The organism is Streptomyces showdoensis (assembly GCF_039535475.1).
Taxonomy (GTDB): Bacteria; Actinomycetota; Actinomycetes; order Streptomycetales; family Streptomycetaceae; genus Streptomyces; species Streptomyces showdoensis.
On the sequence record NZ_BAAAXG010000022.1, the window covers coordinates 1 to 13,427 of the forward strand.

The 13,427-nt window shown below is 72.6% G+C and carries 5 protein-coding genes and 3 pseudogenes; 5 read left to right on the forward strand and 3 right to left on the reverse strand.

Annotated features, from left to right (window positions below; translation table 11 throughout):
* Positions 1-992: 992 nt before the first annotated feature.
* Positions 993-1,245 (forward strand): annotated as a pseudogene (locus ABD981_RS11580) (cellulose binding domain-containing protein); the annotation flags it as partial.
* A 119-nt stretch (positions 1,246-1,364) separates the two neighbouring features.
* Here the strand turns inward: ABD981_RS11580 and ABD981_RS11585 are convergent.
* Positions 1,365-2,882 carry an MFS transporter gene (locus tag ABD981_RS11585; protein ID WP_046911023.1) on the reverse strand — a complete coding sequence of 506 codons (1,518 nt, stop codon included), beginning with the start codon at positions 2,880-2,882 and terminating at the stop codon, positions 1,365-1,367.
* An 844-nt stretch (positions 2,883-3,726) separates the two neighbouring features.
* Between ABD981_RS11585 and ABD981_RS11590 the strand changes: the two are divergent.
* The 4 genes and pseudogenes from ABD981_RS11590 to ABD981_RS11605 form a co-directional block, all read left to right on the forward strand.
* A pseudogene (locus tag ABD981_RS11590) lies at positions 3,727-9,960 on the forward strand (DNRLRE domain-containing protein).
* Positions 9,961-10,043: 83 nt separating this feature from the next.
* Positions 10,044-10,526, forward strand: coding sequence for a hypothetical protein (locus ABD981_RS11595; RefSeq protein ID WP_131723928.1), 483 nt, complete (start codon positions 10,044-10,046; stop codon positions 10,524-10,526).
* An 85-nt stretch (positions 10,527-10,611) separates the two neighbouring features.
* On the forward strand, positions 10,612-11,139 hold the full coding sequence (locus ABD981_RS11600) for a hypothetical protein (protein WP_046910996.1): 528 nt from the start codon (positions 10,612-10,614) through the stop codon (positions 11,137-11,139).
* A gap of 18 nt (positions 11,140-11,157) precedes the next feature.
* Positions 11,158-11,323, forward strand: a pseudogene (locus ABD981_RS11605) (transposase); the annotation flags it as partial.
* Between the two features lie 37 nt (positions 11,324-11,360).
* On the opposite strand, the gene ABD981_RS11610 reads toward ABD981_RS11605, so the two are convergent.
* Positions 11,361-11,939, reverse strand: coding sequence for a hypothetical protein (locus tag ABD981_RS11610; protein WP_046910995.1), 579 nt, complete (start codon positions 11,937-11,939; stop codon positions 11,361-11,363).
* A 276-nt stretch (positions 11,940-12,215) separates the two neighbouring features.
* A complete protein-coding gene (locus ABD981_RS11615) occupies positions 12,216-13,424 on the reverse strand; it encodes a tetratricopeptide repeat protein (protein WP_345529011.1) in 1,209 nt (402 codons plus the stop codon).
* Positions 13,425-13,427: the final 3 nt, after the last annotated feature.

Here is a 13,427-nt window from a genome sequence, read left to right on the forward strand (position 1 = left end):
ACCTCGGCGACCGCCGTCTCCACGAGCGCGGGCCGCAGTTCCTCGTCCGGCGGTGTCGGCGACTCCCGGAAGAACTGCTCGAAGAACGCCCGCAGATCGTCCGCCTCGACCACCCGCGCGGTGTGTCGCGGACCTCGTTCTTGCGGATGTCGTACGGGAGTTGGCGCAGCGCGGTGGAGTAGCCGAGCAGCACGAGCCGGGGCACGGTCTGGGTCCGCACCGGCGTGTGCTCGTAGATCGCGAGGGCGAGCTTGCCGATGCAGTCCCAGACGTCGGAGTTCGGGTCGAGGGTGTCGCACTCGTCCAGGACCAGCCAGAAGCGCTCCTCGGCGGCGGTGCGCGGCTGACGATCCGGTGCACGGCGTCGTCGATCGACGGAAGTGGATCGTTCAACCGTGTGGGGTTCAACGGAACTCCGTCGGTGCCCGGCTCCGACACGAACTCGTCGAGCCGCCCGACCAGCCGCGCCGCCGTCGTCGTCCGCGTCAGCGTCACCCGCACCGGACGGAACCCGCAGTGCTGCCCCAGATGACGGATCAGGTGGTACGTGTACGAGCGCCCGCTGTCCGGCTCCCCGTCCACCACCAGGACCGTCTGCTCCGGATCGGCCACGAAGAGCCGCAGCTTCTCGCGCAGCTCCGCCGGTCGATGAAGACCGCCGTGCCGTCCCGGAGCACCACCGTCGAGAAGGGGTCCCGCTCGGAGTGCGCGACCTCCTCGTCCTCCCGCAGCCGCCCGAGCAGCGACCGGAGCTCCGTCCCCCGGCCGGCCGCGTCCTTGGCGTCGAGCCGGTCGAGCGAATCGAGCCGGGCCAGGGCGGCCAGCAGCCGCCGCTGCTGCCCGAGTCCTTGCGGGCCGCCCCCACGATCCGGCGCGCGTTCTCGTCCCGGTCCGGGGTGAGCGGCAGGTCCGCCACGAAGATCTTGCTGAGGGCGCTGCGCAGCAGCCCTTCCGGGGGTCGGGGTTGTCGAGAAGGTGGTCCCGCACCCAGCTACATCGACGGCGCGCTGTTCGGCACCCACGGCGCCCCAGTACCTGCCCGAACGCCCGATGTCGATCAACTTCAACCAGTGGCTGATCGACCTCAACGGCCAGACGTCGACGGCCGCGCGCGCCTACGACCAGCGCGTCGACTACGTCCTGCACGTCAAGGACCAGGTGCTCACCCCGGCCCAGGTGGCCGCGAAGGTCGCCGCCCTGCGCGGCGCCGGAACGTCGTTCGTCGACGAGGTCCCGGCCTCCTAGGCGTCCGAGGCGCACGGCCGACCCCGCCGCTCACCCTGGCGGCGCGCCCCGCGGAGGGGCCGTCAGGGCGAGCGGGCGGGACGTCGGTCGTCCCCTCGGCCCGGGCCCCCTCCGCGCGGTCACTCCGAAGGTGTCGGAGCCTTGGCGGTGGCGCGGTCGCCCGGATGGCGGACGGCGCACAGGAAGCCCAGGGCGAGGGCGACGGCCATGCCGTAGAAGACCCACTGGTTGGCCTGGGCGAAGTCCATCTGGATGGCCGACATGGCGTCGCGGGTGGCTTCGGCGACCTGGCCGGTGCCGGTCGGCGGGGTGGCGTCGCCGTGGCCCGAGACGGAATCGGTGATGCCGCGGGCGACCTGGTCCGCGACGGCGGGTGAGATGCCCCGCGCCCGGAGCGTGTCCGTCACGTTCTCCGTCATCGCCCGGGACAGCAGGGTGCCGAACACCGCCAGTCCGACGCTCGCCGCGTAGTTGCGGACCGTCTGCGTGATGCCGGTGACCTCGCCGTACGAGGCGCCGATGGCCCGGTTGACCGCGTCCGTCGACGCCGGGGCCAGGATGAACCCGATTCCCGCGCCGGCGAGCGCCACGTACGGCCACTGGTCGTGCATGGACAGGTTGGTCAGCTCGTGGGCCCACAAGGCGAACCCCACCGCGCCCAGGATCGTTCCCGCTTTCAGCGCGGGCCGGGCACCCCGCTTGTCGAGGATCCTGCCGCCCCACTGGGAGGCGAGGGCGAAGCCAACGAAGAAGTACAGCAGGAAGAGCGCCGCCTGGTTGGGAGAGGCGCTGAGGGACACCTGGGCGTAGACGGACGAGAAGAAGAACACCGGTACGAAGGCGAGCATCGCGAAGAACAGCACGGCCGCGTCCACCGCGAACGCCTTGTCCCGGAAGACCCGCAGGTCGATCAGCGGGTGGCGGAGGCCGCGCTCGTACCGCACGAACACGTACAGGATCGCCAGGCCGCCGACGACGCACAGCCAGGTCGCCCAGCTCCCCCAGCCCCACGTCCACGCCTGCTGGAAGCCGAGGACGCTCAGCCCCATGCCGACGGCCACGAGGGCCGCGCCCGGCACGTCGAGCGTTCCGGGGCGCGGGCGGTCCGCGATGTGCGCGAGGGCGGTGAGGATCAGGGCGATGACGGCGACCGGCACGTTGACCCAGAAGACGGCGCGCCAGGTCCACGAGGCCGTGAGCCAGCCGCCCAGCAGCGGACCGACGGCGGTCAGCGCTCCGGAGATCCCGAAGAAGAGGGCGAGGGCCCGGCCCCGCCGTTCGACGGGGAAGACCGCCACGACCACGGCCAGCGCGGCCGGGAAGAGCAGCGCCGCGCCGAGCCCCTGTACGGCCCGGAAGGCGATGAGCCAGGACTGGGCGTAGTCGCCGGAGGGGACGCACCCGCAGAGGACCGAGGCGATGACGAAGACGAGCGTCCCGACGACGACGACGCGCCGTGGCCCGTACAGGTCGGCCAGGCGGCCGCCGAGGGCGAAGAACGCGGCGAGGGCGAGCAGGTAGGCGTTGACCACCCACTGCATGCCCGAGCTGGAGAGGCCCAGTTCGCGCACGATGTCGGGAGCGGCGATGGAGACGATGGTCTGGTCGATGAAGGTCATCGCCACCGCGAACATCATCGCCGCGAGCGCCACCGTCTGGTTCGGGAGCCGGCCGGCCTTCTGCCGCGCGGGGCGCGGCTCGGGACCGGTCTCCGTCAGTCTGCTCACTCTGTCCAGTCTGATCCCGTCCGTGGTGTCGCGCACGTCGCGCGCGGATGGGTGAGGTGCGGGCGATTCCGCGGCCCGTCGTTGGTTACGGGCCCAGCGTGCTGGTGGCAGCCGTCAACGCGTGCGGTGGCCCTGAGGTTCGAGGTGGGCCTCAGGCGTCTCGGCCCTGTCATGTGCTCACGCGGACCTCGTTCCCCTCCACGTCGGCGAGAACCGAGAACGCGGGGGCACGGGTCGCGGATACGAGTCGTTCCAGAACGGTCGGATCGCGGCGATGTCCAGCGCGTCGATCGCGATCTCCAGGAGTCGGACCGACCGCGGTGCCCCCGTCCCCGCGCCCTGATGGTCTTTCGGCCCTGGCGGCGCTCACGTTCCACCCGGGACGCTGGGCGGGTGACCTTCGTCCCGCCGGGGGTGATCGTTCCGGGCGAGGAATTCCTGACGGGTCACGGGGAGTTCCGGCTGCCTTCCCGGACCCCCACGAGCGAGTCCGAATGTTCCTTTTTGATGATCTAAGTCCTTGTTAGGGCCCTAGGTCCCCAAGTTGATGTAGATCAAGTAACGCCCCTTCCGGTCGCAATAAGCATCTTGTGAGTATTTGGTGCCCCCACAAGGACACCTCCTGCCCGCGACACGAACGAATGGACGGATGGGCTTCATGACATTGGGTCACCCGCTGGACCGCGCCACCGAGCGCCACAGACCATGGACGGGGCGGAGCCTCAAGCACCTCGCGGGCACCCTCGCGCTGTTGATGACCGCGGGCCTGGTGGAGGGCAGCGCCGCCTTCGCCGCCGAGCGCGAACCGGTGGCCCCGGCCGTCACCGAGGCGGCCGACCTCGCCTCCGCGCGGACCGCGGCCAAGCTGTCCGGAAAGAAGATCGAGGCGCTGTCCGAGCGCTCGGAGACGTCCACGACCTGGGCGAACCCCGACGGCAGCCTCACCTCCGAACTCTTCGGCGGCCCCGTCCGGTTCGAGCGCGACGGCGTCTGGACCGATGTGGACGTACGCCTGCGCAAGGCCCCCGACGGCGACATCGAACCCGTCGCGCACCCCAACGGCCTCGAACTCTCGGCCGGCGGCGGAGGCGCGAAGCCCCGCTCGCTGGACGCCTCCCAGCGGGCCGCCGCGCACGACCTCGTCACCCTCGGCGAGGGCGACCAGCAGATCACCCTCCAGTGGAAGGGCGGCCTGCCCGCCCCGCAGCTGAACGGCACCCGCGCCCGCTACCCCGAGGCCGTGCCCGGCGCCGACGTCATCGTCGACGCCACCCGCACCGGCTTCGAGCAGTTCGTCGAGATCAAGCGGCGGCCGGACACGGACGCCTACGCGTACACCCTGCCGCTGCGCACGCAGGGCCTCGACGTCCAGGAACAGCCCGACGGCAGCCTGCTCTTCGTCGACGAGAAGAAGCACCGCCAGGCGGTGATGCCGGCCCCGCTGATGTGGGACGCCTCCACCGACCCGGTCTCCGGCGAGCACACCCGCCGCGCCCCGGTCGCCATGAAGGTCGTGAGGACCGAGGACGGCGTGGACCTCGTCCTGACGCCCGACGCGGCGTTCCTCGCCGACCCGGCCACGACGTACCCGGTCACCGTGGACCCCTCCACCGGCAGCCTCGGCAACGTCTTCGACACGTACGTCCAGCAGGGCGAGACCCGCGGACTGGTCCACCGACACCGAGCTCGACCTCGGCAACCCGGGCACCAAGAACGCCAACGGCACTCCGCGCACCGCGCGTTCCTTCATCACCTGGAACACCGCGCCGATCGCCGACTCCCTCGTCTCCTCGGCCACGCTGTCCCTGTGGAACTTCCACTCGGCCAAACACCGACTGCAAGGCCTACCCGTGGGAGGTGTGGGCGACCGGCAAGGCGTCGACCGCCTCCCGGTGGACCGCCCAGCCGGCGTGGACGGCCAAGCGGGCCACCTCCACCCAGACCACGGGCAACCCGGGCTGCTCCGCCCAGCCGGACGGCTGGATCACCGCCGACGTGAAGACGCTGGTGCAGGAGTGGGCCTCGTCCAAGGAGGCCACCTCCGGCATGGGCCTGCGGGCCGCTTCGGAGACGGTCGTCGCGCAGTGGAAGCGGGTCAACTCCGCGAACGCCGCGCAGAACCCGCCGAAGCTGTCCCGTCACGTACAACTACCGGCCCGGCGTCGGCACCAAGCAGGAGGCGGGACCGCCGTACTTCTCGTACGGCGGCGCCTACGTGGTCAACACGGTGCGGCCGGTGCTGCGCGACACCATCACCGACAAGAACGGTGACAAGGTCAACGCCACCTTCCAGATCTTCGACACCGCGACCGACCAGCAGGTCGGCGGCCTGCTCGTCTCCCCGTACGTGGCCTCCGGGCAGCCCGCCTCCGTGACCGTCCCGGCGGGCGTGCTCGCCGACGGCCGCACGTACAGGTTCCGCAGCAACTCCTACGACGGCACCCACTACAACACGGCGTGGTCCGCGTGGAAGACCTTCACCGTCGACACCCGGGCCCCGTCCGCGCCCGTCTCGATCACGTCCAAGGACTACCCGGCGGACCGCTGGGCCGGCGGCGCGGGCACATCCGGTTCGTTCGCCGTGACCCCGGCCTCGGCCGACGTCAACTGGCTGGAGTGGTCGCTGGACGGCACCACCTGGACCAAGGTCTCGCACACGAGCGCCGCGGCGAAGGACCTGTCCGTCACCCCGGCCACCGACGGCACCCTCACCCTGCGCGTGCGGGCCGTCGACAAGGCCGACAACCGCTCCGAGGCCGCCGAGTACACCTTCAACGCGGGCCCCGGCGGCGTCGCCCAGCCCTCCGAGGGCACCCGGATCGTCCGGCGCGTGCCGCTCGTCGCCACGGCCGACAGCCGCGTCTTCGACCAGGTCTCGTTCTCCTGGCGCCGCTCCGAGGCCGACCCGTGGCAGCCGATACCCGCGGCCCACGTCAGCGGTGACGAGTCCGGCGTCAGCTGGCCGGTGCCGCTGACCGGCGGCACCAACAAGAAGCTGTCCTGGGAGGCCACCCGGACCGTCGACCCGGACGGCACCATCCAGCTCAAGGCCGACCTCACGGGGCCCGGCGGCGCCAAGGGCAGCACCGCCCCGCGCACCGTCGTCGTCGACCGCAACGCCAGCGGCGCCGCCACCACCGACGTCGGCCCCGGCAGCGTCAACCTGCTGACCGGCGACTACGCCCTCTCCGCGAGCGACGTCTCCGCGTTCGACCTGTCCGTCAACCGCTCCGCCTCCTCCCGGCGTCCCGACGCGGGCACCAAGCAGGCGGGACAGGCGCCCATCTTCGGCAAGGAGTGGGTGGCCGGCACCGCGGCCGAGACGACCGACTCCGACTACGCCTACCTGCGCCGCCTGTCCGACACCGCCGTGGACGTCGTCGACGCCGAGGGCGACCCGATCCACTTCACCGCCAACGCGGCCCGAGACGGCTGGGTCGCCGAACCCGGCGCCGAGGACCTCGTCCTGCAGGGCGCGGTGACCGGCACCTTCACGCTCTCCGACCCGGAGGGCACCGTCACCACCTTCACCCGGGCCGACGCCACCGCGCCCACCTGGCAGGTGTCGTCCACGCTGCTCAACGGCCTCAGCGCCTCCGCGACCACCGTGGTCTCCGAGACCGTCACCGTCGACGGTGCCAAGCTCGCCCGTCCCAAGCGGGTCATCGCGCCCAGCTCCGCCACCTCGGCCGCCGCCTGCACCGCGACGCCGAGCACCCGCGGCTGCCGCGCGCTGGAGTACGTGTACGCGACGAGCACCACGGCCACCGGCGACGCCCTCGGCGACGTCAAGGACCAGGTCAAGGAGATCAGGCTCTGGTCGACCGAACCGGGCGCCGCCTCGGCGAGCGCGAAGACCGTCCAGACCTACCGGTACGACGACCGGGGCAGGCTGCGCGAGACCTGGAACCCGCTCGTCTCGCCGGCCCTGAAGACCGCCTACGGCTACGACGACGCGGGCCGGGTCACCGGTCTCACCCCGCCCGGTGAGCAGCCCTGGACTTTCGCGTACGGCAGCGGCGGCCAGGACGCCACGGCCGGCGACGGGAAGCTGCTCCGGGCCTCCCGCCCGGCGCTCGCGCCCGGCAGCACCGACCGCGTCGACGGCACCGCCGCGACCAGCGTGGTCTACGGCGTCCCGCTGACCGGGGACCGCGCCCCGCACCCGATGGGCGCGCGGGACGTCGCCGCCTGGGGGCAGCAGTCCTCGCCGACCGACGCGACGGCCGTACTGCCCGCCGACGCCGTGCCGTCCGCGCACGCGGGTGGCGAGCTCGACAGGGCCGCCTACCGCCGGGCCACCGTCCGCTACCTGGACGTGTCCGGGCGCGAGGTGAACACCGCCGAGCCGGGCGGCCACATCAGCGCCACCGACCACGACGAGAACGGCAACGCCGTACGCGAGCTGTCCGCGGCCAACCGGGCCCTCGCGCTCGGCGCCGACGAGGCGGACCGGGAGCAGCTGGCGGACCTCGGCATCGCCGGGCTGCCCGGCGCGGAGCGCGCCGAACTGCTCGCCACCCGCTCCGTCTACGACCGGGCGGGCACCCGGGAGCTGGAGGAGCTCGGGCCGCTGCACCGGGTGGACCTGACCGCGGACCTGAGGTCCGGCGGCACCACCCACACCGCGGCCGGCGAGTCGGTCACGGCGCGGAGCTGGACGGTCAAGGAGTACGACGCGGGCCGTCCCACCGACGGGACCGCGACCATCCGGGACCAGGTCACCAGGAGCACCAGCGGCGCGCAGGTCCGCGCGCACCCGGAGGTCCTGGCCGACGCCCGGGTCACCGAGACCGCGTACGACTGGACGAAGGGCCTGCCGACGAGGTCGGTCCAGGACCCGGGCGGGCTCGCGCTGGCCACGGGCACGGAGTACGACGAGCAGGGCCGCAAGACCAAGGAGGTCCCGCCGGGTTCGTCCGGAGGCGACGCGGCGGCCCGGGTCACCTCGTACTGGTCCGCCACCGGCACGGGCTCCTGCGCGGGCCGGCCGGAGTGGGCCGACCAGCTCTGCTCGGTCGGGCCGGCCGGCACGGCGGGCGGCGGTCATCCGGCCGAGCTGCCGACGACCACCACCGAGTACAACTGGTGGGGCCAGCCGGCGAAGGTCACCGAGACCGCGAACGGCGTCACCCGCACCACCACGACCACGTTCGACGCGGCGGGACGCCCGGTGACCAGCAAGGTCACCGGCGGCACCGGGCAGGCCGTCCCGGAGTCGACCACCGTCTACGACCCGGCGTCCGGCCGGGAGGTCAGGACCGTGTCGCCGACCGGCGGCACGATCACCAAGGCGTACGACACGCTCGGCCGCCTCGTCTCGTACGCCGACGCCGACGGCGGCACCACGACGACCTCGTACGACCGGCTCGGCCGGCCCGTGGAGGTCCGCGACTCGGTCCCGTCGACGGTCACGTACGCGTACGACACCTCCGTCGAGCCGCGCGGACTGGCCACGTCCACCACGGACTCGGTCGCGGGCACCTTCTCCGCGCGCTACGACGCCGACGGCGGGGTCACCAGCGAGCGGCTGCCCGGCGGCTACACCCTCACGCAGAAGGAGGACCCCACCGGGACGGCGAGCAGCCGGGTCTACACCCGGGACCGCGACGGTCTGGAGATCGTCTCCGACACCGTCAGCGAGTCGATCCACGGCCAGGTGACCCAGCACTCCGGCTGGTCGCAGCAGAGCTACGGCTATGACGCCACGGGCCGGCTGACCCGGGTCGAGGACACGGTGGAGTCGGTGTGCACCACGCGCGCCTACGGCTTCGACAAGCGCACCCACCGCACCTCGCTGACCACGTCCGCCGCGGCCCAGGGCGCCGACTGCACGACGGCGGGCGGCACGACGACCCGTACGGGCTTCGACGGCGCCGGCCGGATCACGGACCCCGGGTACGTCTACGACGCCTTCGGCCGCACCACGTCGGTGCCCGGTCACGGCACGATCGGCTACTACGCGAACGACCTGGCGTACCAGCAGACGGCGGGCGGCAAGCGGCAGACCTGGCAGCTCGACGCGGCGCACCGGTTCCGCTCCTTCACCGTGGACAAGGACGCCGCCGGCACCTGGCTCCGCGAGAAGTCCAAGCTGAACCACTACGACTCGGACGGGGACAACCCGCGCTGGATCGTCGAGGACACCGCGTCCGGCGCCCTGACCCGGAACGTCGACTCGGCCTCGGGCGACCTCGCCGCGACCACCGGCAAGACCGGTGACACGGTGCTCCAGCTGACGAACATCCACGGGGACGTGGCGCTCCGGCTCCCGCTGGACGGCTCCGTGGCGCCCGTGGTGCTCGACACCGACGAGTACGGTGTGCCGCGCGCCGGGCAGGAGCAGCACCCGCGGTACGGCTGGCTCGGCGGGAAGCAGCGCTCGGGCGAGACCCTGACCGGTCTGAGCCTGATGGGCGTGCGCCTCTACGACCCGTCCACCGGACGCTTCCTGTCCACGGACCCGGTCTACGGCGGCAACGCGAACCCCTACGACTACGTCAACGCCGACCCGGTCAACATGTTCGACCTGGACGGCAAGTGGGGGATGCCGAAGTGGGCCAAGAAGGCCGGCGGCTTCGTCAAGCGGAACATCGGTACCATCGCGACGGTGGCCTCCGTCGCATCGATGTTCGTCCCCGGTCTCGGGATGGTCGCGCTCGGGCTGAACGCGTACAGCGCGTACCGCTCGATCCGGTCCCGTGACTACGTGGGGGCGGCGATGACGCTGCCCGGCATCGGCATCGCGGGCAAGTCCCTGCGGATGGCGTCGAAGGCGAAGAAGGCCAAGCGGGCGTACGGCGCCGCCAAGAAGGCGCGCGTCCGCACGACCGGTTCGACGAAGCGCGCGGTCGCCAAGGCCGGCAACCGCTACCGCTCGGCGGCGGGCAAGGCGACCCGCTGGGGCCGCTACGACGCCCGGTACACGGCGTTCGGCACGTACTACGCCGCGGGCCAGACCCTGTGGAACAACCGGCGCCGCCGCTAGGCGCCACCCGGGGCGGGCCGCCGCGCGTGCGGCGGCCCGCCCTCCCCACCCCCACTCCGACTCCCGTCAAGAAAGCCCGATCCGTGGATCCCAATTGGTACGTCGTGGGCAGGCTGCTCCCGCTGGGGCGCCTCATCGGCCACAATCCCCCGCCCGAGGAACGCGCGGAGGAGCGCGAACTGTGCCGAAGGCTGGCCCGGAACGAGCACCTGGAGAAGACCGAACTCGACGTCTGCCTGCCGGCGGCGAACTGGGCCTGGATCGGCGCGGGCATGACCTCGATCGCCCTGGTGGCCGGGGCGGGGCTGGCGGAGGACGCGACCGGCTGGGCCGCGCTGACCGTCGTCCGGGTGGCGGCCACCGCCCTCCTCGGGGTCTGCTGGGCCCTGGCCTTCCTGGGCCTGTTCCGCAACGCCATGCTCGACCGCTCCTTCGAGGACGCCGACTCCCGCGCGTGGCTCCACCGCCTGGCCGAACGGCTCTACCGTCCCCGCCGCTACGACTTCTGGCTCGCGGCGGCGGTCTCCGTCCCGCCGACGCTGTGGGCGAGCGGGGTGCTGGGCTGAACGGCGGGCCGGGGGGCGGCCGTCTCACCCGTTCGGCGAGGTCGGGCAGCCGGGGAACGGTTCGCCGCGCGGTTAGGCTCGGGCCGTGGAGAGCTCACCTCGTGACACCGTCCTGCTGCTGACGTTCCAGGACCCGGAGCGCTGCGACGCCGCGTTCCGGGAGGCCCAGCACCTGCCCGGCTACCGGCAGGAGGCGAGCGTGGCCCGGCGGGCGGACGGTCAGCTCGAGGTGCTGGACACGCACGTGCGCGGGACGGGTACCGCCACGGTCGGCGGGGGTGCGGCCGGTCTCGCGATCGGGCTGCTGGGCGGCCCGGTCGGCGCGCTCCTGGGCTTCACCGCCGGGGCACTGCTGGGCAACGCGGCCGAGCAGCACAACCTGGAGGCCGGCGGCGAGGCGCTGATCACCCTCAGCACCCGCGTCCCCGACGACGGCGCCGTGCTCATCCTCTACCTCCACGAACGCCACCCCGACCCCGCCGACGAACTCGCCGCCCGTCACGGCGCCTCGGTGGAGCGCCTGAGCGCCGAGGAACTGGCCGCCGAGATCGAGGACCTGAAGCGCCGCACGGACACGGACGGGCCGGAGGGGCCCGGCGGCGACGGCGGGTGAGGCGGCGTGCGGCACGGCGTGCCGAGGCGGCTTCGGCCACTTCTGTCGGCCAGCAACGGTCGTTGTGGCCGGTGGCGGGATCACCGACAGGTGATCAACGGGGTTCTGCACCGGGGTGCGGACCGGTGTGCAGTGGCGGGACCTGCCCGAACGGTTCGGGCCGTGGAAGACCGTCTCCGAGCGCCACCGCCCGTGCCCTTGCTCTCCGGCTCCGCACGTGATCAGTCGGACGATTCCCGGTGGTTGTCGAGCCAGCGGCGTGCCGCCACGCTCAGCGGCGGCTGATCGGGGTCGCCCATGTCGTCCATGGAGCCGTCCGTCAGTGCCTCGGCCCACCGGCGGAGGACCTGCGAGCGGTGCGGCGCCTTCAGCACCGAGGTGCTGATCGCGTGCTCCCACGTCGTTGCGAAGCACAGCACGTTCCCGTCGAGCGACAGCATGGCGAACTCGGGACGGCAGGGTGCGCTGCCGAGCAGCCCGGCAGCACCCTTGCCCATGAGGTCCCACTCGCTCTGCAGCTCGACGCAGTGCCACCGCGCGAGGCGGTCCGGCCCGGGATTGATCGCGATCAGGAACCTGCGGTCGGTCTCGGAGAAGAGCCCTCCTTCGACTGCCAGCCGGTACCAGTCGGCGTTCGCATTCTCGTGCAGGTCCGGGTCGAGGACGTCCAGCATGGCCTCGACCCGCCCTTCCTCGGAAGGGCAGCTCGCTGCCTGGCCGGTGACGGTGGGCGGAACGAGCCCGTCGGGCGCGGTCCACCCCTCCACGATCCGCAGGCCCGCAGCGGTGAGAGACTTCATGGACCCATCATGCAGTCTCCGCTGATCAGCACGCGGGCCAGGGCGGTGCTTGGGTTCGCACCTGGGCCGTTGCCGCCCGTCACGACAGACGCGGCCATGCGTTCCTCGGCGTGCACAACGCACCGCCCACAGCCAGCGACGCCCACCACCGCCGTCGTTGAGAGTCCCGTCGCCCGACGCCCGGTCGACCGTGACCGGAGCGTTCGCGCGTCCTCAAGGCGTGCCCGGAGAAGCGGAAGACCCGAGGCCTCGGCGGCGTACGGGCCTGGTGGAGTCCTAAGGGAGCAGCCGTCTCAGTTGCTCCAGGTAGGCGCGCACCTCGGGGAGTTGGGGGTGGTCGGGGCCGCCGACGCGCAGCAGGGCGGCGAGCAGTCGTTCGGTCGCCTCGACGGCCTCGGTGGGCCGGCCCGCCCGGTCGAGTGCGTTGATCAGGTCGACGAGGGCGTCCAGGGTCGTGCCGTGGTCGGCGCCGAAGGTGTGCTCGCGCGCCGAGTGGGCCGCTGCCAGGTGCGGGACGGCCCGGTCGGGGCGGCCGTCTTCCAGATGGGCGATGGCGAGGTTGTGGTAGCGGTAGGACAGGGCCTCGCTGTCCGGTCCGTGGATCTGCTCGAGGCCCGCGATGGCCCGCTCGTAGCAGGCGATGGCCGCGTCGAGGTCCTGTTCGTCGTGGTGGAGGTGGGCGAGGTTGTCGACCCAGGTGTAGGTGTCGAGGTGGTGCGGGCCGTAGAAGCGCTCGGTGTCCTCGATGATCTCCTTGCACAGGGCGATGGCCTCGGCCCGCCGGCCCGCCTCGCGGTAGGCGTCGAACAGCTTGGCCTTGCGGTCGCGCACCGTCTCGGCGCCCGGCGGGAGCAGCCGCTCGCTGGCCGCCGCCGTCTCCTCCAGCAGGGTGATCGCCCGATCGGTCATCCCGGCCGCGGCGCAGGCCTCCGACAGCTTCTCGCGGGCGGTCAGCGTCTCCTCGTCATCCGGGTCCGCGCCACGCTCGCGGCCCTCCAGGGCCCGTTCGAGATACGGGATGGCCTGCCTGGGCCGGCCCGCCGTCAGATGGGCGTGGCCGATGGACTGGCAGGTTCTCAGCGTCCCGAGGTGGTCCGGGCCGAGGGAGGCTTCCTGGTAGCCCAGGTTCACCTCCAGGAGGGCGATCTCCCGATCGGCCATCCGGGTGTCGCCCGGCGGGGCCACGGCGGCCCAGTTGCCCAGCATCATCGCGTGGGTGTGGCGCGCCCGTAGTACGTCCTCGTGTCCCGGGCCCAGTTCGCGCTCCATCTCCGCGAGTTCGTTCTGCTGCCGCACCATGAGGTCGGGTGTCAGGTGCAACACGGGGGTGTCGTGGTGCTCGCCCAGCTGGAGGTCGAGGGGCTCCGAGGGAGCGGCGGTCCCGGCCGGACCGCCTGGCTCCGCGGCCGTCCCGGGCTCGGCGGGGTGCGGTGGATCGGCCGGGGTGTCCTGGGAGGCGCCCTTCTTGCGGAACAACGCGGTCACTCT